Raw genomic sequence first — 21,976 nt, forward strand, 5'->3', positions numbered from 1 at the left:
TGTTCATCGATCAAAGGAGATCGTCAATGTCCACAACCATGCAAGCTGCAGTAGTTACGGAATTCGGAACCGACCTTACGGTCAAGGAGGTGGAACGCCCGACGCCGGGTCCCGGCCAGGCGCTGGTCCGCCTCATCACCTCGGGAGTTTGCCATACCGACCTCCACGCCGCCGAAGGCGACTGGCCGGTCAAGCCGACACCACCCTTTATCCCAGGCCATGAAGGCGTGGGTGAAGTGGTGGCCCTGGGCGAGGGCGTCACGGACGTTGCCGTCGGCGAACTCGTAGGAAACGCGTGGCTGTGGTCGGCCTGCGGGGACTGCCAGTACTGCCGCACCGGATGGGAAACCCTGTGCGAGTCCCAACAGAACGGTGGTTATAGCGTGGACGGCTCGTTCGGCGAGTACATGCTGGTGGACACGCGCTTTGCTGCCCGCATCCCGGAAGGCTCGGACCCGGTGGAAGTCGCGCCGGTTCTGTGTGCCGGGGTCACGGTCTACAAGGGCCTGAAGATGACCGAGGCCAAGCCCGGTCAATGGGTCACCATCTCCGGCATCGGGGGACTGGGGCACATCGCCGTCCAGTATGCGGTGGCTATGGGGCTCCGCGTCGCGGCAGTAGATATTGCCGATGACAAGTTGGCGCTGGCCCGGGAGCACGGCGCCGAGCTAACGGTCAACGCACTGCATGAAGATCCGGCGGAGGTCATCCAGCGTGAAACGGGCGGCTGCCACGGTGTCTTGGTGACCGCGGTCCACCCCTCGGCTTTCGGCCAGGCGATCGGCATGGCACGTCGAGGCGGAACCATCGTGTTCAATGGTTTGCCGCCGGGAGATTTCCCGGCGCCGATCTTCGAGATCGTCCTCAAGGGCCTCACGGTCCGCGGCTCGATCGTGGGAACACGGCAGGACCTCGAGGAAGCACTGGAGTTCTACGCCCAAGGGAAGATCAAGCCAACGGTCTCCACCCGGGAACTCTCCGAAGTCAACGCGGTCCTTGACGAAATGAAACACGCAAAGATCGACGGCCGAGTGGTCCTGAAGTTCTGATGCACAACGCCAGCTTGGAAGCCGCGGTGACGCTGCCCGGGGAGGATTTCTCCCGGGTGGCGCTCACCGCGGCGTCCGTGGAACTCCTCCGCAAACTCTGGGACCAGCACGGGCCACTCATGTTCCATCAGTCGGGTGGTTGCTGCGACGGTTCTGCACCCATGTGCTATCCCGCGGGGGAGTTCCTGACCGGCGACTCCGATGTCCTACTGGGCCGCTTCGATATCGGGGGCGGAGGAGAGCCGCAGCCCTTGGAGTTTTGGATGTCCAAAGAGCAGTTCAACTACTGGTCCCATACCCACCTCACAGTCGATGTGGTCCCTGGCCGTGGCAGTGGATTCTCAGTGGAATCACCCGAGGGCAAACGTTTCCTGATCCGTTCCACGCTCATGGACTGGGATGTTCCAAGCGTTTAGGGACCCTTAGCTGGTGTGACGGGGGCTACGTGCCTCCGTCACACCAGCCACATCCGTCACTGGGTTTCGTGGTTCGTCTCACTATCTGGGATAAATATGGTCGTCCAAGGGCCGGACACTATTCTTGATGAGTCCTATACCACTCCCATCCAGAATGTGGCATTTTCATGAACATTTTCAGGACCAAGTCGATCGAGCAGTCGATCGCCGATGCCGACGAGCCCGGGCGAAAGCTGAAGCGAAGCCTCAGCACCTGGGACTTGATGATCATGGGCGTCGCCGTTGCTGTCGGCGCCGGGATCTTCTCAGTGGGCGCCAAGGCTGCCGCAAACTTTGCCGGCCCTGCCGTCACCATCTCCTTCGCCATCGCCGCTGTCACATGTGCTTTGGCCATCATGTGCTACGCCGAGTTCGCCACAGCGATCCCCGTGGCAGGCTCCGCCTACGTGTTCACGTACGCCACCATGGGCGAAGTCCTCGCGTGGATCATTGGCTGGAACCTCATCCTTGAACTCTTCACCGCCGCAGCCGTGATCGCAAAGTACTGGGGCATTTATCTCAGTACGGTCTTCGGCCTGATGGGCGTGGAAATGCCCCCGTCAATCCAGGTGGCTGGCGTTGATCTCTACTGGGGTGCCTTCCTCATCGTCGCAATCTTCACCGTCCTGCTGGTGCTGGGGACAAAGCTGTCCGCCCGCGTTGGCAACGTCTTCACGCTCATCAAGATCGCCGTGGTGCTGTTCGTGATCGTTGTTGGCTTCAGCTACGTGAAGTTCTCCAACTACACACCCTTCGTTCCCGCCTCTGAGCCCACCGATTCCGGTGTTGCCGACGTCATGAAGCAGTCCTTCTTCGGCTTCCTCACTGGCGCTGCTCCGGCCCAGTACGGAACACTCGGCGTCTTCGCCGGCGCAGCCCTGGTGTTCTTCGCCTTCATCGGCTTTGACGTGGTGGCAACCTCCGCAGAAGAGGTCAAGAACCCGCAGAAGACCCTGCCCCGCGGTATCTTCGGTGGCCTTGCAGTGGTCACGCTGCTCTACATCCTGGTCTCCCTCGCACTGACCGGCATGGTGTCCTACACGCAGTTGGCCGAGGTGAAGAACCCCACGTTGACCACAGCTTTCGAGGCCGTGGGCAACACTGACGCTGCCAAGATCATCGCATTCGGTTCCCTGGTGGGCCTGACCACGGTGATCATGGTGCTGCTCATGGGCCTGTCCCGCGTGGTCCTGGCCATGAGCCGCGATGGCCTCCTGCCCCGCTCGCTGTCCAAGACCAGCGAAAAGCGCTCGACGCCGGCCCGGCTCCAGATCATCTGTGGTGCGGCCGTAGCCCTGGTTGCTGGCGTAACCAAGGTGGACCTGCTCGAGGAAATGATCAACATTGGAACGCTGTCCGCGTTCGTGATGGTGAGCTTGGGCATCCTGGTGTTGCGCAAGAAGCGCCCGGACCTCAAACCCGCTTTCCGGGTCCCGTTCGGCAAGGTCCTTCCGTGGGTATCCGCAGTGCTCTGCTTCTACCTCATGACCAACCTGGCCGTGGAAACCTGGATCTTCTTCGCGATCTGGCTGGTCATCGGCATGATCATTTACTTCGCCTACGGCCAGCGGCACTCACGGCTTAACGAGAAGTTCGCCGCAGCCAAGGCCTCCGTGAACGGTGCTCCCGAAAACCCCAAGGCCAAGGGTGACGAGGACGAAGATACCTTCACCAAGGTTTAGACCAATGTGAGCAGCTTGTCAGACAGCTGAGCGATATTGAAGTATGGAACGCCCGGAGACCATCGGTTTCCGGGCGTTCCTGCGTTACGGCGCCGCATGCTCACCGACCCAATCCACCAGTGGCCTCAGCTCTTCCCAGCGGGCGGCGATCTCTTCCTGGGCTGTGGGAGTGCGTAACCAGTCCGGCTGACCCACCTCAACGCTCGCTGACAAGGACTTGTGCTTGAGCAACTCAGCGCGTGGATGGTCTTTGTCGAAACCCCGTGGAACGGTCTTGAGTTTTTCGCCCTCAATCGCGAAGCCTGCCGCTGCCACCGCATCGACGATTTCCGCTAGCTCCAATCCACTGTCGGGAGCATCCACTGCTGCCCGGAAACGCGCCAGTTGGGCAGGCGTGTGGGAGTGGTACCCGCCGCCGATCAGCAGACCATCGGCACTGATCTGCAGGTAGTAGCCGACACCCTCCTGGCTGGCAGCGAAGGCGCCTTGGGCTGTCTTATACGGTGACTTGTCCTGCGAGAACCTGATGTCCCGGTTTGGCCGGAAGATCTTAGCCGGCCCGAACTGCGGCTCCAGCTCCGAAAGGAGAGCTGTCAGCGGTCCCTTCACCTCGGCGTCGTACGTTGCCTTATGCTCCAGCCACCATTCTCGGTTGTTGTTCTCTTCAAGCTCGGCGTAGAAACGGAATGCGGCAGTAGGGATGGCTTCGAATGTGCTCATAGAAGGATCCTAGGGACGCTGATGCCGGCCCAGCCATAGCCAACGAATGCTATGTGGAAAACAAAAGGAACACCCCGCCGCGGAGAAGATCCGCAACGGGGTGTTCCTGAAATGCAGTAGAGCAGAAACGCTTAGAGCTTGTTGGCTGCTTCGGCGTCGGACTCGGTCTGGCCTGCACCGAGGTTGGCGCGGAGCTTGGCGCCGAGCTCGGAGTCAACGTTGGTCCAGTACTGGATGGCGCGTTCCTTGATGTCGGCGTGCTTCACGCCGCCGACGGCACCGGTGATGGTGTCCAGGAGGCGGGCCTTTGCGGCGTCATCGTAGACCTCGCGGTACAAGGTACCGGCCTGGCCGAAGTCGTCGTCCTCAGCGTGCAGGGTGTGGGCGGAGAGGGTGAGCTCGCCGTCGTTCTCCCAGCCACCGGCAGGGGAAGTGGGCTCAACAGCAGCCGGGCCACCCACCGAGTTCGGCGCGTATACCGGGGTGGAGGGGGAGTTGAACAGGAAACGACCCTGTCCGTCCTGGCTGTAGTTGTTGACCTGGTTCTTGGGCTGGTTCACCGGGATCTGTGCGTGGTTGGTGCCCACGCGGTAGCGGTGTGCGTCTGCGTAGGAGAAGATGCGGGCCTGCAGCATCTTGTCCGGGGAAGCGGCAATGCCCGGTACGAAGTTCGACGGCGCGAAGGTGGCCTGCTCGATCTGCGCGAAGTAGTTCTCCGGGTTCTTGTTCAGCTCCATGGTGCCCACGTGGATCAGCGGGTAGTCAGAGTGCGGCCAAACCTTGGTGAGGTCGAACGGGTTGAAGCGGTACGTCTTGGCATCCTCGTAAGGCATGACCTGGACGTGCAGTTCCCAGGAGGGGAAGTTGCCGTCGGCAATGTTCTCCTGGAGGTCGCGGATGTAGAAGTCCGCGTCCGAACCGGCAAGCTGTTCAGCCTGGTCGCCGGTGATGGTCTTGACGCCCTGGTTGGACTTGAAGTGGTACTTGACCCAGAAACGCTCGCCGGCGGCGTTGATCCACTGGTAGGTGTGCGAGCCGTAGCCCTGCATTTCACGCCAGGAAGCCGGGAGGCCACGATCGCCCATGAGCCAGGTGACCTGGTGTGCGGACTCGGGGGAGAGGGTCCAGAAGTCCCACTGCATGTCAGCGTCGCGCAGGTGGCTGCCCGGGAGGCGCTTCTGGGAGTGGATGAAGTCCGGGAACTTGATGCCGTCGCGGATGAAGAAGACGGGAGTGTTGTTGCCAACGAGGTCGTAGTTGCCCTCGGAGGTGTAGAACTTCACGGCGAAACCGCGGGGGTCGCGCCAGGTGTCGGGAGAACCGTTCTCGCCTGCAACGGAGGAGAAACGGATCAGCATGTCCGTCTCGACGCCCGGCTGCAGGAAGGCTGCCTTGGTGTAAGCCGAAACGTCCGAGGTGGTCTTGAACGTACCGAATGCACCGCCACCCTTGGCGTGCACTACACGCTCCGGGACCCGCTCGCGGTTGAACTGTGCAAGCTTTTCCACCAGGTAGTGGTCGGTGAGGATGATGGCACCGTCAGCGCCGACGGACTTCGAGTGCGCGTCGGAGGTAACGGGGGCACCTGACTGAGTTGTTGAAATGGCAGTCATTGTTCTCCTTTTTCTTATTTCTGAGTTACGGAAGTTACGGGAAGCTGTTGTTTGGACTGGCAGTCCTGGCAGATGCCTTGATAAAGGACGTCTGCGATCTGGATGGTCATGGGCTTGGAATTCTCATCCCAGTGCGGGGTGAGGCACGGTGCGTGTCCCACAGCGCAATCCACGTCCTCCACCTTGCCGCAGCTGATACAGACGGCGTGATGGTGGTTGTCACCCACGCGGGTTTCGTACAGCGCCGGGGAGTGCGGGGGTTCAAAGCGGCGCAGCATCTGCAGGTCCGTGAGGTCGCTGAGCACTACGTAAACGGACTGCGCCGTCAGTTCAGGAAGCTCTTTGCGGGCAGCGGCAAGAATGCCTTCTGCCGGAGAATGCGGATGGTGCTGGACTGCGGCAAGCACGGCCAGCCGCTGTTTGGTCACACGCCGGCCGTGGGCATGCAGGGCGGCGGCCCATTCTGCTTGCTCGGCTGTGTGATCTGTCATGCATTCATTGAAGCACTTATTTTGATCAGTTCACAATAAGGCAAGGCTAACTTCTGGTGAACGGAGCAGATCCACCATGGGATTCACGTCTTCAGCGGCGGATCGACCCAGCGCATGGACCCGCAGTGGGCTGCCTGGTCTCTCGGATTCCAAGGCCAGGCAACTGAATCCGCTGAGGCCTCCGGTTAGGGGAAGAGCGCTCAAGGTCGCAGCCATCGCCAGCAATTCCGCCGGCTGGATGTCGCGAACGTTCGCCACAGCCCGGACAGGCTCGATCACCGTATGGCGAGGTCCCGTTTCCACTGCCCGCACCAGCGATCCAGGGTCAGAAAAGGGCTCCACTTCAAAAGAGCGCTCGACGGCGGCGCCCGACTCGGGTCCGGAACTCACGGAGTTAGGTCGGCTCAGCCGCAGCGCCTCACGAACCGCCGCGTCGGTAGTTGCCAGGTTGTGCTCAGGCTCCCCGACCCGATGGTGGGCGGGCAACGAAAGCTGAGCACCCGGCGTCGTGGCTTCTCCGTCCCAACGCCCGAAGAGGTGGAAGGTGGGGGTTGAAGACTCGGCCACGGGCTCGCCTATGGCGGACCCGAGCGGGTGCCAGCGGTGGGCGAACATCACCGCGAAGCGGGTTGCCCCCAGTACGTCATGGAGTGCGGCGCGTACCAGGTTGTGGCAGAACAGCCAGTCGGACGCTGAAGCCTGCGCGAATTCGGTGGACGGATCGGACAGCCTGATTAAGATGTGCCCGGCCGTGAGGGGATGGCGCGGCCGGGCGATTTCCCAAAACCCCGAACGGTACAGCAATCGTCGTTCCAAACCCATCTCAACTCCTTCCCCGGGGTGAGCCTACCAAGCACCTCCTGCAGCCGGGGAGGGTTGCGGGAGGTTGCTGTGATGCTCGTTAGGGTAGAACGGTGGCGAAACTACTGGCAGACATCACTCCCCTGAAGGAGAGTCCCGCTTTTCGGCGGCTCTGGCTGGGGGCCTCAGTAGCTGCCATCGGCACCCAGTTGACCTTGGTGGCTGTCAGCCTGGAGGTCTATCGGCTCACGCAGGAGAGCTTCTACGTGGGCCTCCTGGGAATCTTTGCGCTGGTTCCGTTGGTCATCGCCGGGCTCTACGGCGGCTCAGTTTCGGACGCCTACGATCGCCGCAAAGTTGCCCTCATTGCCTCCCTTGTCCTCTGGGCAACCACGGCCGGATTGGCTCTGCAGGCGTGGCTGGAGATGGGCAACATCTGGCTCCTTTATGCACTGGTGGCCATCCAAAGCGGCGCCCAAGGGATCAATGGTCCCGCCCGCAGCGCGATCATCCCGCTCCTGGTCCGCAAGGATCTGCTTCCGGCTGCCAACGCCCTGAGCATGCTGACGTTCGGCCTGTCCATGACCGCCGGGCCACTCCTGGCAGGCGTGCTCGTGGCCACCATCGGCTTCGGTTGGACCTACACCATCGATGTCATCAGCTTCACTTTCGCACTGTGGGGGCTCTTTAAACTCCCGCCCCTCCCGCCGTCCAAGGATGCCGTACGGCCCGGGCTGCGCTCCGTAGTGGAGGGCTTCCGGTTCCTCGGCACGCGACCCAACGTCCGTATGACCTTCATCATCGACCTCATTGCCATGATCTGCGCCCAGCCCCGCGCACTGATGCCGGCCATTGGTGCGGTGATGATCGGCGGAGGCGAAACCACGGTTGGCGTGCTGCTTGCCTCGACGGCCGTGGGCGCTTTCCTGGCCGGGTTGTTCTCCGGGCCCTTGGGGCGGGTACGCAAGCAGGGCAGCGCCGTGGTGTGGTCGGTGATTGGTTGGGGTGCGTCCATTGCCGGCTTCGGTCTGGTGGTGCTGCTGGCCGGGGACGCCGGCCGCGACGGTGTCACGCTCTGGCTGATCCCGGCAGCCTTCTGTTGCGCCCTTGCCGGAATCTCGGACTCGGTCAGCGCCGTTTTCCGCACTACCATCCTCCAAGCAGCCACCCCGGACCATATGCGGGGGCGACTCCAGGGTGTGTTCATCGTGGTGGTGGCCGGAGGTCCCCGGGTAGGGGACATGCTGGCCGGCGGTGTCACGCAGTTCCTGAGCGAAGGCGGAGTGTTGCTGCTGGGCGGGCTCCTCTGCATCCTTGTTGCATGGTTCGCTTCGCGCATGCAACCGGGATTCGTCGCGTACGACGCCAAGCATCCGGTGCCCTGACGATGCCGGTCAACGTGGCCTGCCACCCTGCCAGCCACCCTGCCGGGCACGTGCCAACGTAGGCTGACAACGGAACACGACGAGCGGCGTCGGCGTTAATCCGTACAGAACCCGTGCAAAGCCGAGGAAAGCGATAAGAACAACCGTGCATAAACACAACAATGGACTCAAGACCGCGGCGCTCTTCGGTGTGCTGTGGGCGGTGTTGTTGGGTTTGGGCGCCATCATCGCGGCCGGGACGCGCAGCACCACGCCCATCTGGATCATGGCAGTGATTGGTGTGGCCACCACGGCCTACGGGTATTGGAACAGCGACAAGATCGCCATCCGTTCCATGGCCGCCTACCCCGTCACCGAGGCTCAAGCGCCGCAGCTCTACCAGATTGTTCGAGAGCTGTCCGCTCGTGCCAACAAGCCCATGCCGCGGATCTACCTCTCGCCCACCATGACGCCCAACGCCTTCGCCACCGGACGGAATCCCAAGAATGCTGCCGTGTGCTGCACCGAAGGGATCCTCCACCTGCTCGACGCCCGCGAGCTCAGGGGAGTACTGGGGCATGAGCTGATGCACGTGTACAACCGCGACATCCTCACCTCGTCGGTTGCTGCTGCCGTGGCCGGAGTCATTACCTCCGTGGGCCAGATGTTGCTGATCTTCGGCAGCGGGGACCGGCGCAACGCCAACCCGCTGGCAACCATTGCGATGGCCCTCTTGGCGCCCTTCGCGGCGTCGCTGATTCAGATGGCTATCTCCCGTACCCGTGAGTTCGACGCCGATGAGGACGGTGCGGAACTGACGGGCGATCCCTTGGCGCTTGCCTCAGCCCTGCGAAAGATCGAGTCCGGCGTCAGCCAATTGCCGCTCCCGCAGGACCAACGATTGGTCAATGCCTCACACCTGATGATCGCCAACCCGTTCCGTGGCGGCGGCATGCGGCGCATGTTCTCCACGCACCCGCCAATGAAGGAACGGATCAGCCGACTGGAGCGGATGGCCGGGCGCCCGCTCTCCTAGGCACTTCAGGCACCCCGGGCTTAGCACGTTGGGTGCCCGCTGTTCCGTGGTTGCTCAACAACGGAACAGCGGGCCAGCAACGTGTCAGCGGATGCTAGCTGCGGAAGTTTACGAACTGCAGGTCAGCCTCTTCGAACTTCTTGAGGATGTTCATGGTCTCCTGCAGGTCATCACGGGACTTGGAGGTGACGCGGAGTTCGTCGCCCTGGATCTGGGACTTCACCGACTTCGGGGCTTCATCGCGGATGATCTTGTTGATCTTCTTGGCGATGTCCTGGGCAATGCCCTCCTTGATGGTGCACTCCAGGCGGAATTCCTTACCGGAGGGGAAAGGCTCACCCTGATCCAGGGACTTCAGGGAAATGCCGCGCTTGATGAGCTTGGACTGGAAGACGTCCAGAACAGCCAGGACGCGGTCCTCGGAATTGGCCTTCATGAGGATCTTTTCGCCACTGAAATCAATCTCAGCGCCGACGCCCTTGAAGTCGTATCGCTGTGCGATTTCCTTTTGGGACTGGTTGAGCGCGTTGGCGACCTCTTGCTTGTCTACCTTGCTTACGACGTCGAATGTGGATTCGCCTGCCATGACTCTCCTTAGGTTGGGGGCCCTGTGAGGGCGGGTTGGTCTGGCATCCAGCCTAGTACGGAAGGCGTGGGTTGGGGCCGTGGAGTTGTTTCACAGTTCGCTCACAGCACATGCAGGGTTGGAACAGAGGCTCCTGGTTGAGAGTTGTACCTGTTGGAAGAACGCATCCACGGAGGATCAGCATGAGCAGCAAGGCCGTCCAGTCCATCAGCAAATCCGCATCTGCAGCAGCAGGCTCCATTGGCACGGCTGCAGTCGCCGCGGCGAGTGCCGTAGCTGCCGCGGCCGTGGCAGCGTCGATCGTCCTGAGCCCCGTTCCCGACGCGGCTTCCCGGATGGACGGAGTCCACGCTGATTTGCTGCGCGCCGTGCAGCTCAACCAGATCACCGCCGAGCAGGCCGAAAAGTTCGAGGCCAAACTGGCCGGCCGGATCCTCGGGGAAGCCTGAAATCCCGCGAAATCCCGGGTGTCTGCGCCCGATTAGATTCTTCGCAGAAAGTTCTGTAAGGTTGTCTCTGCCTTCGGTTACCGGATCTAAAAGAAACGGTCTCCGGAAGTGATCTTCTTTTGAAGTTCGGCAGATTACCCGAGCGGCCAAAGGGGGCTGACTGTAAATCAGCTGGCAACGCCTACGGGGGTTCGAATCCCTCATCTGCCACCCAAGGAAAATCCCCGGAACCACTGGTTCCGGGGATTTTTCGTTTCCCGGAAAACTTTCCTGCCGGGCGAATCCCTCTTGCCGGGGGATCCCGCAGTTGTTTGCACGGCTCACCGTTGCGCGGCGGGGGATTCGAACCAGCGCGGGACTCGGGGAGCCGCGGGCTCGGCCGTGCCGCTACCACCCAGTTTGAACAGGCAAGCCGAGGGGCACGCGCAAACAAGGGCTTGTCACGTCATCTGTGTACGCAAAGTGGGTGGCGACAGCACTTGCCGGGGTCGGTCAGCGGCGCTCACTCGCTTGCCGGAGCTCCGCGATCTCCATCCGCAGGGCCGCGATTTCCGTCACCAGATCGGCCATCTCGGCGCGGACGGGTTCCTCGGCCGCGGTGGCCTTGGCTTCCGCTGCCGCTGCTACACCCTCGGCGTTCTCCTCGATTCGTTGCAGGAGCCAGGAAGCGATGGAAGCTGTCACGATACCCAGAACGGCGATTCCGCTCATCATGAGGGCTGCAGCGACGATCCTGCCGATGGTCGTCACCGGGTAGAGGTCGCCGTAGCCCACGGTGGTGATGGTGGTGATGGCCCACCACGCAGCATCCCCGAAGGTGACGATCTTGGCATCCGGGGCGTTCTGTTCAACATCCAGCACGGCCAGTGCTCCGATGAGGATAAGCATCGCGGCTGCTCCTGCTACGTACGTGGCGACGCGTCCGCGCAAGGTTTCACCGACGGTGCGTTGCAGGACGGAGAGCAACGTGACCAGCCGCAGCAACCGGAGTGGCCGGAAGAACGGGAGTACCACGATCAGGAGTTCGTGCAGGTTCCACAGGAACCAGCGCATCCGGTCTTCGGCAAGCCAAAGATTGATGAAGTAGTCCAGGGCGAAAATTCCCCACGTGATCCAGAGGACAATCTCGAAAGGTATTGCCTCGGCGCCGCTGATGCGACCGATGACCTGCCACGCGTAGGCCGTGAGGAAAATCAGTGCCGTGGCCATGAGGGGCCATTCAACGAGGTCCCTGTATCGCGCTTGAGTCATACGGGAATACTAGCCACAGCGGAAGTGCTCAACAGCTTCAAGCAGCCGGTGTCTCCAGCCAGTAGCCGTCCAAGTGGTGAATCAGTTGACGGCCCAAGCCGCCCTTGAGCTGGATCCACAGCGTGCTGCGGTCATTGGTCATGCCATCGATGGTTCCCTCGATGCGGTTGCCGCGCGCATCCTGGAGGACCACGTCCTGGTGGCGGGAGAGTTCCGGCCAAACGTCGCCTTGCGGACTGGCGGTTTGCAGCGTGCTCAAAGGTCCCCCTTATGTGTTCGGTCAATATGAGTTTCAGATATTGTGCACGTCTTTCGTGAACCGGCGGTAAACGTTAGTGCAATCGTTGTACATAAACGGGCTTTGGGCTAAGAGCCGGGTCCACAATTCGGTCCGCATATTCCTTCCGAAGTTACCGGCGGGTAACATTGAGCTATGCACCTGCTTCTTCGTACCCTCATGCTGCTGTTCACGTCGTCCAAGCGTTCGCCGCTCGGTGTCTGGGAAGAATCATCGCTGCCTTTGCGGGTTCTGCCCACTGACATAGACATCGCGATGCACGTCAATAACGGCATGTATTTCTCGCTGATGGACCTTGGCCGTTTCGACCTCATGGTCCGCAGCGGCATCTGGACAAGAATGCGCAAGCGGGGTTGGAGCCCGGTGGCGGCCGGTGAGACTATCGCCTTCCGCAAATCGTTGCAGCTCTGGCAGCAATACACCATCGAAACCCGCATCATCGGGCTGGACACCAAGGCCATCTACTTCGAACAACGCATGGTGGTGGACGGTGAAATCTATGCACGGGCACACATCGCCACCCGTCTGGTCAACAAGGGTAAGCCAGTCACGCAGGAAGAAATCATCGCCGAGTTCGGAGCGCCGCCGGCTGACCTGGAACTGCCCGAGTGGATCCACGAGTGGCGCGAAAACAATGCACTTCCCGGAGCGCGTCGTCCCGCCCCGCACGTGTGGAGCTAAACCCCCACGTCGCGTTGCTGCAGCGCCACTGCTCCGAGGATGATCAGGGCTGCGGAGATGCCATACAGTCCCGCGGCAGCTCCCCAATCGGCCCCGTTTGCCACAGGGGAGTTGCCGTACGCCCAGTGATAGGGCGAAAGGTTCAGCAACCATTCGACGTCGGGACTTTGCCGCCCCACTGCGTTGAACACATATCCGAGGACGGCCACTGCGGCGCCCGCCGCGATCCCGTACACCTTCCGGCCACTCAGCGCTCCGGCGCACAGCGCAGCTGTCCCGCTGAGCAGCGCCAGGGCGGCGAACAGCAGCACCGCCCCGGCGAGATGTCCGACGTCGATGCCCAGTTGCGAGGGTCCGTTGAGCCCCAGCACCAGCAGGAAGACGAGCATCGAGAGCAGCGCGATACGAACCACGATGGCCAGGGCGCGCTCCAGGACGACCTGCACCCGGGTGACACTGTGAGCGAGTGTGAGTTCCAGCAATCCGGATTCCTCGTCGCCGCCCACGGCCGCGGCGCCCCAGCCCACTGAAGCCATGGACATCAGCAGGAACCCGATCAGCCCGAACATGGTGGCCTGGGTGTAGCCGGGGCCTGACGCAATCTGATCGTAATTCAGGGCTTTGGTCATTTCAGGGGGAAGCGCGTTGATCAGGTCCTGCATCTGAGCACTGCCCCCGATCGAGGGATACAGCGGCAGGTAGAGCATGCACGCCGCCGACAAGCCCAGTGCCCATGCCAACGTTGAACGCCACGAGTCAGTCAGGGCCTTGGTGAACAACGGGAGAACCCTAGGCACGGCGTGCTCCTTCCCCGCGGCGGCCGGCACTATGACCATTCCCGGAAGCCGGGTCATTCCCGGAAGCCGGGCCATTCCCCGCGGCCAGGCCATTCCCCGCGGCTTGGCCCGTCCCCACAGACTGGCCCGTGTAGAGGGTCAATACGGCTTCCTCCAGATCGGGTTCCTCAAGGACCAGATCCGTCAGGTTCAGCCTGGCCAACTCCTGGACCAAGGGCTGGACGTGCCCGGAGAGCGTTGCTGTAGCCTCAACTGCTCCGGCGGCGTGACCGTCGGCCTTGAGCTCCCGTACTGCTACGTTGGCGAGGCCGGGAACCCTGGCCAGCAGCGCGCCGACGTCGTCCGGTTCCGTTCCGGTGCTACGGAACCGAAGCTGCCGGACGGCTGCCGTCCTGAGCGCCTCCACGGTGGAAACGGTGACGATTTCGCCATCGCGGAGGATAGCGACGGCGTCGGCGGCCTGCTGTACTTCGCTGAGGACGTGCGAGCTAAGGAAGACCGTGGCGCCGTCATCCACAACCTCACGAACCATTGCATGGAAGACCTGCTGAACCAAAGGATCCAGGCCGCTGGTGGGTTCGTCGAGTACCAGGAGCTCCGGTTTGTGCATGAAGGCTTGCAGCAGTCCGAGCTTCTGTTTGTTGCCTTTGGAGAGCTTCCGGGTTTGGCGATCGAGGTCAAGGTTCAGCCGCTCGGCGAGTTCGTTGACGTGCCGTTGCTCAACGGGTCCGCTGATGGCTGCGAAGTGCTCCAGCATGCGGCGGCCCGTGGTCCTGTTTTCCAAATGCAGTTCGCCGGGAAGGTATCCGATCCTGCGGCGAAGGGCAGTGCCTGCCTGTCGCGGGTCCTGTCCCAGCACCGAGATGGACCCCGCGCTGGGCCTGATGATGTCCAGAAGGCAGCGCATGGTGGTGGTCTTGCCCGCTCCGTTCGGCCCGATGACGCCGAACACCGTCCCGGGTTTTACCGTGAAGTCGAGCCCATGGAGGACTTCCCGGGCTCCGAATTTCTTGCGTAAACCCTCGACGACGATTGCCTGGGTCACAGTGCATGCTCCCTTCCGGCGCTGGCGTTGTCTTGCTGCAAGGCGTCGCGGGCCTCGAACTCATCAAATCCTCTGCATCGAACGCATGTTGCACACACTAAGTAGCTGTTCAACCAGGATCAAGAGGCTGCCAAAAACGCGTGGTTCGGCGTTTATTCCCGGTGACGCGGGAAGCGAACAGGGCCCGCCTCCACGGGACTTCGCGCGCAGGGTCGCGTACCGTGGAACCATGGCTACAGTTGACATCACTGGAGAACAGTTCGCATCGACCATCGAGGACAATGACATTGTCCTGGTGGATTTCTGGGCGGCCTGGTGCGCCCCGTGCCGTCAGTTCGCCCCCACGTACGGGGCAGCTTCAGAGAAGCACACTGACGTCGTGTTCGCGAAGGTAGACACCGAGGCTGAGCAGCAGCTCGCCGCCGAAGCCGGGATCACATCAATCCCCACGCTCATGGCATTCCGTGAAAAGGTCCTCGTCTTCTCGCAGCCGGGTGCCCTCAACGGCCCGCAGTTGGAGCAGGTCATCGAGGCCGTGAAGGGCCTGGACATGGAAGAGGTCCATGCCCACGTTGCCAAGGCGCGTGCCGAGGCTCAGGAAAACTAAGACTCTCCGGCGGCTCGAAACATCGAGCTCGCCGGAACGCATCGAGGTCGCCGGAAAATTCCGGCGACCTCGATGCGTTTAAGGCGTCCTCGCAGTCTTGCAGCGATTTCGCCGGCCTGAAGCAGGTAGAGTCTAGAGCCGTTCCAGCTTGGCCGGCTCGGCGAGCAGTGCGCTGAGGGACTCGTTCAGGTCCTGGACGGCGATGCCCTTGGAGTGCTTCTCCAGAAGCTCCTCGGATTCCCAGCGCTCAGTGAGGACAAGCTTCTCTTCGGTGGCCTCGGTCAGTTCGTAGCGGATGCAGCCGGGTTCGTTGACGACCTCATCGATCGCGATTTCCAAAGCGAGCTTCACGCGGAAGAATTCGCCTTCGTTGGGGATGAACGTGGCCTGCAGGTCAATGGGTTCACTCATGGCTCCAACCCTACCGGCAGGACACGGCGCCGCTGGAGGCGGTTACGGTTCTGTTGCGCGCCGTCCCTTGGTAGCGTTCCGTCATGTTGTCCTACACCGCCGGAGACACTGACGTCCCGCTGCTCGAAGAGACCATTGGCGCCAATTTTGAGCGCATCGCGACCCGGTTTCCGCTGCGGGACGCGCTCATCGAAGCGGCTGCGGTGCCGGGCGGTGACGCCCGCCGCTGGAGCTACCAAAAGCTTAACGACGACGTCGATCGCCTCGCCCGCGCCCTGCTCGCCATGGGCCTGGCAAAGGGCGAGCGGATCGGTATCTGGAGTCCCAACTGCGCCGAGTGGACCATTCTTCAGTACGCCACCGCCAAGATCGGTGCGGTCCTGGTCAACGTCAACCCGGCTTACCGGAGCCACGAGCTGGAGTTCGTGGTGAAGCAGAATGGCATGCGAATGCTGGTGGCTGCGCCAACGGATAAGAACAGCGACTACGTGGGCATGGCCAGGGATGCGGCCCGCAACTGTCCTGATCTCCGGGAGGTCGTCTTCCTTCCGGGAGAGCAGGAACTGGGACTCACTGTGGGCGTCCCGGAAGCCAACCACGAACTCACATACGCTCAACTCCTGACCCGGGCAGACGGCGTCGGGCTTTCAGCGCTTCGGGATCGCATGGACAACCTTGACCCACACGATCCCATCAACCTGCAATACACCTCGGGCACCACGGGATTCCCCAAGGGTGCCACCTTGACGCACCACAACATCCTCAACAACGGGCACTCGATCGGCCGGCTCCTGAACTACACCGAGCACGATCGCGTGGTGATCCCCGTGCCGTTCTACCACTGCTTCGGCATGGTGATCGGGAACTTGAATGCGCTGAGCTTTGGGGCTGCAACCATCATTCCGGGCCGTGGTTTCAACCCATCGGCGGCGTTGGAAGCAGTTCAGGACTTCGGCGGGACGTCCCTCTACGGTGTGCCCACAATGTTTATTGCCGAGCTCGCATTGGAGGATTTCAACTCCTATGACCTCTCCACGCTGCGTACCGGAGTCATGGCCGGTTCCCTGTGTCCCATAGAGGTGATGCGCCGGGTCATTGATGAGATGCACATGGTAGATGTTGCCATCTGCTACGGCATGACCGAGACCTCGCCAGTGTCCACCATGACCCGGGCGGGGGACACCTTGGAGCAGCGGACCAGCACGGTGGGCAGGACCATGCCGCACCTTGAAAGCCGCATTGTCGATCCGGGATCGGGTGAAGTGGTGGAGCGCGGGGTCATCGGTGAACTCTGCACGCGAGGTTACTCGGTGATGCAGGGCTACTGGGGCCAACCCGAAAAAACGACGGAAGCAATCGACGCTGAGGGCTGGATACACACCGGCGACCTCGCCCGCATGGATGAGAACGGTTACGTGGTGATCGAGGGCCGCATCAAGGACATGGTGATCCGCGGTGGAGAGAACATCTACCCGCGCGAGATCGAGGAATTCCTCTACCTCCACCCGTCCATTCAGGACGTGCAGGTCATCGGAGTTCCCGACCAAAAGTACGGAGAAGAGCTCATGGCTTGCATCATCCTCAAGCCCGGGGCTGAGGCGCTGACCGCCGAGGACATGGCCGAGTACTGTCGCGGGAAGCTGGCCCACTACAAAATCCCGCGCTACATAGACGTCCGCGAGTCCTTCCCCATGACGGTTTCCGGCAAGGTTCGGAAGGTGGACATGCGGCAGGAAGCAGTCTCCCGCCTGCACCTGTAGGTGACAGGGCCGGCAGCTAGTTGGTATTCCGGCTGATCGTCCGGATTCCCACTACAAGTCCGACGGCGGCCGTCACCACAGCGGCCACGAGACCCCACATCGTGTCCATGCCAATGCGTCCGGCAAACAACTCCCGTTCGGCATTGACCAGGTAAGTCAGGGGATTGAACAGGCTGGCCACTTTCATCCACCCAGGTCCGGCCTCGATGGGCAACATGATGCCGGAGAGGATCATGAGGGGGAACAGCAGGGTTTGCTGCACGCCCCAGAAGATCCATTCCTTGTTCTGCGACACCAAGGCAAGTGCATAGGACAACGCGCCGAGCCCGATCCCGAAGATGCCCAGGATGACCAAGCCCAGCACCACATGCAAAGGATAGAAAACGAAACCAAAGGGAATGCAGACCACTGAGATCAGCAGACCCTGCAACACCAGGGGAGCCCACTCCTTCAACGCCCGGCCAATCATGAGCGAAGACCGGGAGAGCGGCGTGGCCAAGATCCGTTCGTAGGAGCCGGTCATGAGTTCGTACTGCAGGTTTGACCCTGTCATGGAGGTGCCGAACAATGCGATCATCACCACGACTCCGGGAAGGAACCATTGCAGTGTGGACTGGCCGCCGAAGGCCGGGGCACCAACAGCTGAGCCGAGTAGGGGCCCGAACAACCCCAGGAAAACCAGGGGTTGGATGAGGGAGAAAATCAGCGAGAACGGATCCCGCAGAGGCAGCAGCATTTCCCGCCAGAAAACGAACCACGTGTCGGTGACTACGCTTCGCGGACCGCGTTTTTGGAGAGTCATACCCGGGGCGACGGCTTGTTCAATCATCAGACTTCAGCTCCTTCCCGCAGGCTGCGGCCGGTCAGTTCCAGGAAAACGTCGTCCAGCGTCGGAGGTTTCAGTTCGAGTGACTGGGCGGGAGCGCCGGCGTCGTGCATTTCCTTCAGCAACCCCGGTGCCAGTTGGGCACCCTGTGCCAGCCGAAGGCGGAAGCGGACCACGCCGTCGTAGGCGTTTTCCTCCATGTCGCCTTCGGCGGCGGCGCGGCCCAGCAGACCCCGCACCTCGGATGCGGAACCGGCGGCAACTTCTACGGCGAGGAGGTCCCCGGCGAGATTCGCTTTGAGCCGTGAAGCGGTGTCGTCGGCGATGATGGTCCCGTGGTCGATCACGATGACGCGCTCGGACATGGAATCGGCCTCATCCATGTAATGGGTGGTCAGCACAATGGTGGTCCCGTGCTCCTCGCGCATCCTCATGATGTGCTCCCAGAGGTTGGCGCGGTTCTGGGGGTCCATTCCGGTGGACGGCTCATCGAGGAACAGCAGGCCAGGGGAGTGCATCAACCCGAGAGCCACGTCCATGCGGCGGCGTTGCCCGCCGGAAAGTTTGATCACGTTGCGCTTGGCGAGGTCGCTGAGGTCCAGGGATGCCATGAGGGTTTCGGCACGGGCTTTCGCGTCTGTGGTGTTCATGCCGTAGAAGCGGCCTTGCATGATCAGCTCGTCGATCACGCGGTAGCTGTGCCCGCCGCCATTGCCTTGGCCGATGTAGCCAATCCGGGCACGCACCCCCGCCGGGTCCTTGGCCACATCAACGCCCGCCACCGTTGCCGACCCGGACGTGGGTTTCAACAGGGTGGTGAGCATCCGCAGGGTTGTGGACTTGCCAGCGCCGTTCGGGCCAAGGAAGGCGACAAGTTCGCCGGGGGCGACGTCGATGTCTACCCCCTTCACGGCCTCGACCGTCTCCTTCTTCACGGTGAAGGTCTTAGTGAGCTTGTTGGTGTGGATCACGGTCACTCCAGGGATGGCAGGTGATGGCTCCTAGGCGCCACGCTATACCCGTGTATGAAGGCCGTCCATGCTCTTGCGGACAGCTCCCGTCCGCAATCCAAACTCAGTGCCCGCGGTGGTCCTGCACCGTCATCCGCGGCCCGAAAGCGGGCTTGCGAAAGCCACTCAAATACAGCATCCGCACCAGTCGCTGCCGTTGTCCGCGCCAGGGTTCCAGCAGCTCGAGCATGCCGGCGTCGTCGGTCTTTCGACCTGTCAGGGCGTACCCCACGTAAGCGGCCAGATGGTAGTCGCCCACGGAAATCGAGTCCGGGCAGCCGTGGGTGCGTTGAACCACTTCGGCTGCCGTCCAGATGCCGATGCCCGGAATAGTCTGCAGCTTGGCGGCGGCCCGCGTTGAGCTCAGGTCCGCCAACCGTTCAAGCGCGACGGCGGACTGCAGCGCCCGCATCACGGTGGCCGAGCGCTGTGGTCCAACTCCGGCCTTGTGCCACTCCCACGAGGGGATGGCCAGCCACTGCCTGGCGGTAGGCGGGACCAGGAGTCCAGCGGGGGCCTTGCCGGGCGCGGGTGTTCCGTAGCGATACATCAGGTACCGGTAGCCGTGCCTTGCCTCCAAAGTAGTGACCTTTTGCTCCAGGATGCTGGGCACCAGGGAGTCAACCATCCGCCCGGTGGAGGGCAGCCGCAGGGCCAGGTTCCGGCGTCGTGATTCCGTGACCAACCGCGGGAGCGTGGCATGGAAGGCGGGCTCATCGAATGCAGACCAATCGTCATCGGCGCCGAGCAACCGCGGCACTCCTGCGATGGCGTCGTCCGCTCCGGGTCCCCAGGCTTGGGCATCCACGAAGGAATCGACTCCGAAGGCACCCCCCGAAAGCCTCAAGGTGACCGGCCCCGAAGCAGTGGTGAAGGCCATCCAAAAACCGTTGGAGTGAGCTGCGAAAGATGGATCCGCGTTGCCCCGCATGAGCGGAAACATGGTCTGGTCCAAGCGGAAGGAACCGCCTGGATGCCACCGGCCGGCCGCATCTGCCGCGGCCGCAACAACGGGCGGGGCTTCTGCGATGGTCATGTTTTCATGGTCCCACGCCCGGCTGACAATCTGCATCCGGGGGCCCCTTACGGTGGCAACCGCCCGCCGCTAGACTCCCTGATGTGGCGTGGGTGGGCCGCGCCATATCCGAGGAACAAATCCCAGGAACAAGGAGCGCGAACCATGGTTGGAGTGGTGCATTTCGAGATCCCCGCGGACAACAATGAGCGGGCCAACAGTTTTTACCAGAGTGCGTTCGGCTGGAACCTGAGTCCCATGCAGGGGATGGACTACACGATCGCCATCACAGCGCCTTCCGACGAACAGACCGGCACGCCAACGGAGCCGGGAGCCATCAACGGAGCCCTGTTCCCGCGCACGGATAATCTGAAGACCCCCATCCTCACCATCGATGTGGACGATATTGATGCCGCACTGGGACAGATTGAGTCGGCAGGTGGCAGTGTGGTCCAAGCCAAGGACGCCGTACCCACCATGGGCTGGTACGCCTACTTCAAGGACACTGAGGGCAACGTCCTGGGCGTCTGGCAGAACGACACCTCTGCCGGCACCTAGCGAACGGGCTGGGTCAATCCCATAGCGACCAGGCGGTAACTTTGTACCTATGAAGTACGCCCAGTCCGTGTTGGACCTCATCGGCAATACGCCCCTCATCAAGCTCAACCACGTCACCGAGGGCATCAAAGCCACCATCCTGGTGAAGCTCGAATACATCAATCCCGGCGGATCCATCAAGGACCGGATCGCCGTGAAGATGATCGAAGATGCGGAAAAGGACGGCCGGCTCAAGCCGGGCGGAACCATCGTTGAACCGACGTCGGGCAACACCGGAGTGGGGCTGGCGCTTGTGGCCCAGCAAAAGGGCTACAAGTGCATTTTCGTGGTGCCGGACAAAGTGGGCGAGGACAAGCGCGCCGTGCTTCAGGCGTACGGCGCCGAAGTTGTGGTGACGCCTACCGCCGTCGCACCTGACAGCCCCCAGAGCTACTACGGCGTCTCGGACCGCCTGGTCAAGGAGATCCCGGGCGCCTTCAAGCCGGACCAGTTCTCCAACCCCGCCGCTCCCGGCAGCCACTTCGAGTCCACGGGCCCGGAAATCTGGCAGGACACAGACGGGCGGGTCACGCACGTAGTCATCGGCGCCGGAACCGGCGGCACCATCACCGGCACAGGTCGCTACCTCAAGCAAGTCTCGGCGGACCGTGCCGAGTCCGACGGCGGCCCGGTCAAGGTCATCGGCGCGGATCCGGAAGGCTCGGTCTACTCAGGCGGAACCGGCCGGCCCTACTTCGTGGAAGGCGTGGGCGAGGACATGTGGCCCGGCAACTACGATCCCGCCGTCCCGGACCACGTCATCGCTGTATCCGACGCCGACTCCTTCTCCATGACCCGCCGCCTTGCCCGGGAAGAGGGCCTCTTGGTGGGCGGCTCGTCCGGCATGGCCGTGGTCGCGGCGCTCCAGGCTGCCAAGGACCTGGACGAGTCCGCCGTTGTAGTGGTGATCCTCCCGGATTCCGGCCGCGGCTACCTTGCCAAGATTTTCAACGACCAATGGATGCGTTCCTACGGCTTCCTCTCCGGCGGCGAAGAAGCTTCCGTGGGCGAGGTGCTCAAGTCCAAGACGGGCGAGATGCCGGACCTGGTCCACATCCACCCGAATGAAACCGTCCGCGACGTCATCAACATCATGAACGAGTTCGGCGTCTCCCACATCCCGGTGCTCTCGCAGGAACCACCGGTGGTGATGGGCGAGGTCATGGGTGCCGTGGACGAGCGCAGCCTCACCAGCAAGTTGTTCCGTGGGGAAGCGAAGCTGACGGACATGATCTCCGAACACATGGGGGAACGGCTCCCCGTGATTGGCTCGCTGGAAACCATTTCCGCCGCGCGTGAGCTGCTGTCGGACGTCGATACCGTGATGGTGACATTCGTTGGCGCCCCGGTGGGCATCCTGACGCGCCATGACCTTTTGGCGTACCTCAGCAATTAAGCGCCGCCCTGATCCAACCCTTCAAACCCAGAGGAG

The 21,976-nt window shown here is 62.2% G+C and carries 24 protein-coding genes and 1 tRNA gene; 12 read left to right on the forward strand and 13 right to left on the reverse strand.

Annotated elements, in window-relative coordinates; all coding sequences use genetic code 11:
* Positions 1-26 precede the first annotated feature (26 nt).
* From adhP to M1D89_RS07940, 3 genes are all read left to right on the forward strand, one after another.
* Positions 27-1,049 (forward strand): alcohol dehydrogenase AdhP, encoded by a 1,023-nt coding sequence (gene adhP, locus M1D89_RS07930; protein WP_498649595.1) that lies wholly within the window; start codon positions 27-29, stop codon positions 1,047-1,049.
* Complete coding sequence (locus tag M1D89_RS07935; protein ID WP_498649597.1) at positions 1,049-1,465, forward strand: DUF779 domain-containing protein; 417 nt, start codon at positions 1,049-1,051, stop codon at positions 1,463-1,465. Before adhP ends, M1D89_RS07935 begins: the two co-directional genes overlap by 1 nt.
* 167 nt (positions 1,466-1,632) lie before the next feature.
* Entirely contained in the window at positions 1,633-3,186 is a 1,554-nt protein-coding gene (locus M1D89_RS07940) for an amino acid permease (RefSeq protein WP_498649599.1), read from the forward strand.
* A gap of 84 nt (positions 3,187-3,270) precedes the next feature.
* Here M1D89_RS07940 and M1D89_RS07945 read toward each other — a convergent pair whose 3' ends face one another.
* The 4 genes from M1D89_RS07945 to M1D89_RS07960 all read right to left on the reverse strand — a co-directional run bounded on the left by M1D89_RS07945 (position 3,271) and on the right by M1D89_RS07960 (position 6,832).
* Positions 3,271-3,906: a DUF2461 domain-containing protein gene (locus M1D89_RS07945; RefSeq protein ID WP_498649600.1), complete on the reverse strand. Its 636-nt coding sequence runs from the start codon at positions 3,904-3,906 to the stop codon at positions 3,271-3,273.
* A 131-nt stretch (positions 3,907-4,037) separates the two neighbouring features.
* Positions 4,038-5,519, reverse strand: a complete 1,482-nt coding sequence (locus M1D89_RS07950; protein ID WP_309074041.1) for a catalase — start codon at positions 5,517-5,519, stop codon at positions 4,038-4,040.
* 14 nt (positions 5,520-5,533) lie between these two features.
* Positions 5,534-6,010, reverse strand: a complete 477-nt coding sequence (locus M1D89_RS07955) for a Fur family transcriptional regulator (RefSeq protein ID WP_017199873.1) — start codon at positions 6,008-6,010, stop codon at positions 5,534-5,536.
* Between the two features lie 30 nt (positions 6,011-6,040).
* Positions 6,041-6,832 carry a hypothetical protein gene (locus tag M1D89_RS07960; RefSeq protein WP_498649603.1) on the reverse strand — a complete coding sequence of 264 codons (792 nt, stop codon included), beginning with the start codon at positions 6,830-6,832 and terminating at the stop codon, positions 6,041-6,043.
* Positions 6,833-6,924: 92 nt separating this feature from the next.
* Here M1D89_RS07960 and M1D89_RS07965 point away from each other — a divergent pair, with 92 nt between their 5' ends.
* Both M1D89_RS07965 and htpX read left to right on the forward strand, forming a co-directional pair.
* Positions 6,925-8,196, forward strand: a complete 1,272-nt coding sequence (locus M1D89_RS07965; protein WP_498649605.1) for an MFS transporter — start codon at positions 6,925-6,927, stop codon at positions 8,194-8,196.
* 145 nt (positions 8,197-8,341) lie between these two features.
* A complete protein-coding gene (gene htpX, locus M1D89_RS07970) occupies positions 8,342-9,211 on the forward strand; it encodes a zinc metalloprotease HtpX (protein ID WP_498649607.1) in 870 nt (289 codons plus the stop codon).
* Positions 9,212-9,305: 94 nt separating this feature from the next.
* On the opposite strand, the gene M1D89_RS07975 is transcribed toward htpX, so the two are convergent.
* Positions 9,306-9,797 (reverse strand): YajQ family cyclic di-GMP-binding protein, encoded by a 492-nt coding sequence (locus M1D89_RS07975; RefSeq protein ID WP_017200185.1) that lies wholly within the window; start codon positions 9,795-9,797, stop codon positions 9,306-9,308.
* A 182-nt stretch (positions 9,798-9,979) separates the two neighbouring features.
* Here M1D89_RS07975 and M1D89_RS07980 point away from each other — a divergent pair, with 182 nt between their 5' ends.
* Complete coding sequence (locus tag M1D89_RS07980; protein WP_017200186.1) at positions 9,980-10,246, forward strand: hypothetical protein; 267 nt, start codon at positions 9,980-9,982, stop codon at positions 10,244-10,246.
* Between the two features lie 128 nt (positions 10,247-10,374).
* Positions 10,375-10,456: transfer RNA gene (locus tag M1D89_RS07985), tRNA-Tyr, on the forward strand.
* Positions 10,457-10,738: 282 nt separating this feature from the next.
* Here M1D89_RS07985 and M1D89_RS07990 read toward each other — a convergent pair.
* A complete protein-coding gene (locus tag M1D89_RS07990) occupies positions 10,739-11,497 on the reverse strand; it encodes a potassium channel family protein (RefSeq protein ID WP_498649609.1) in 759 nt (252 codons plus the stop codon).
* Positions 11,498-11,534: 37 nt separating this feature from the next.
* Positions 11,535-11,756, reverse strand: coding sequence for a hypothetical protein (locus M1D89_RS07995; protein WP_498649611.1), 222 nt, complete (start codon positions 11,754-11,756; stop codon positions 11,535-11,537).
* Positions 11,757-11,930: 174 nt separating this feature from the next.
* On the opposite strand from M1D89_RS07995, the gene M1D89_RS08000 reads away from it, so the two are divergent.
* Entirely contained in the window at positions 11,931-12,476 is a 546-nt protein-coding gene (locus tag M1D89_RS08000) for an acyl-CoA thioesterase (protein WP_498649613.1), read from the forward strand.
* Here the strand turns inward: M1D89_RS08000 and M1D89_RS08005 are convergent.
* A complete protein-coding gene (locus M1D89_RS08005) occupies positions 12,473-13,273 on the reverse strand; it encodes an ABC transporter permease subunit (protein ID WP_498649615.1) in 801 nt (266 codons plus the stop codon). The genes M1D89_RS08000 and M1D89_RS08005 overlap by 4 nt on opposite strands.
* Positions 13,266-14,318 carry an ABC transporter ATP-binding protein gene (locus tag M1D89_RS08010; protein WP_498649617.1) on the reverse strand — a complete coding sequence of 351 codons (1,053 nt, stop codon included), beginning with the start codon at positions 14,316-14,318 and terminating at the stop codon, positions 13,266-13,268. Before M1D89_RS08010 ends, M1D89_RS08005 begins: the two co-directional genes overlap by 8 nt.
* A gap of 229 nt (positions 14,319-14,547) precedes the next feature.
* Between M1D89_RS08010 and M1D89_RS08015 the strand changes: the two genes are divergently transcribed.
* Positions 14,548-14,925 (forward strand): thioredoxin family protein, encoded by a 378-nt coding sequence (locus M1D89_RS08015; protein ID WP_091469153.1) that lies wholly within the window; start codon positions 14,548-14,550, stop codon positions 14,923-14,925.
* A 132-nt stretch (positions 14,926-15,057) separates the two neighbouring features.
* Here M1D89_RS08015 and M1D89_RS08020 read toward each other — a convergent pair whose 3' ends face one another.
* Positions 15,058-15,336, reverse strand: coding sequence for a putative quinol monooxygenase (locus M1D89_RS08020; protein ID WP_214818818.1), 279 nt, complete (start codon positions 15,334-15,336; stop codon positions 15,058-15,060).
* Positions 15,337-15,419: 83 nt separating this feature from the next.
* Here M1D89_RS08020 and M1D89_RS08025 point away from each other — a divergent pair, with 83 nt between their 5' ends.
* Positions 15,420-17,096, forward strand: coding sequence for an AMP-binding protein (locus tag M1D89_RS08025; protein WP_498649619.1), 1,677 nt, complete (start codon positions 15,420-15,422; stop codon positions 17,094-17,096).
* Positions 17,097-17,112: 16 nt separating this feature from the next.
* Here the strand turns inward: M1D89_RS08025 and M1D89_RS08030 are convergent, their stop codons facing one another.
* From M1D89_RS08030 to M1D89_RS08040, 3 genes are all read right to left on the reverse strand, one after another.
* Positions 17,113-17,925: an ABC transporter permease gene (locus M1D89_RS08030; protein ID WP_498649620.1), complete on the reverse strand. Its 813-nt coding sequence runs from the start codon at positions 17,923-17,925 to the stop codon at positions 17,113-17,115.
* Positions 17,925-18,893, reverse strand: a complete 969-nt coding sequence (locus tag M1D89_RS08035) for an ATP-binding cassette domain-containing protein (RefSeq protein WP_498649622.1) — start codon at positions 18,891-18,893, stop codon at positions 17,925-17,927. Before M1D89_RS08035 ends, M1D89_RS08030 begins: the two co-directional genes overlap by 1 nt.
* Before the next feature lie 103 nt (positions 18,894-18,996).
* Positions 18,997-19,968, reverse strand: coding sequence for a DNA-3-methyladenine glycosylase family protein (locus M1D89_RS08040; RefSeq protein WP_498649624.1), 972 nt, complete (start codon positions 19,966-19,968; stop codon positions 18,997-18,999).
* Positions 19,969-20,112: 144 nt separating this feature from the next.
* On the opposite strand from M1D89_RS08040, the gene M1D89_RS08045 reads away from it, so the two are divergent.
* The gene (locus M1D89_RS08045; protein WP_498649626.1) at positions 20,113-20,505 is read left to right on the forward strand and encodes a VOC family protein; all 393 of its coding nucleotides are present in this window, start codon (positions 20,113-20,115) and stop codon (positions 20,503-20,505) included.
* Between the two features lie 49 nt (positions 20,506-20,554).
* Complete coding sequence (locus M1D89_RS08050; protein ID WP_498649627.1) at positions 20,555-21,940, forward strand: cystathionine beta-synthase; 1,386 nt, start codon at positions 20,555-20,557, stop codon at positions 21,938-21,940.
* The last annotated feature ends 36 nt before the right edge of the window (positions 21,941-21,976 follow it).

This window comes from Arthrobacter sp. D3-18, assembly GCF_054408525.1.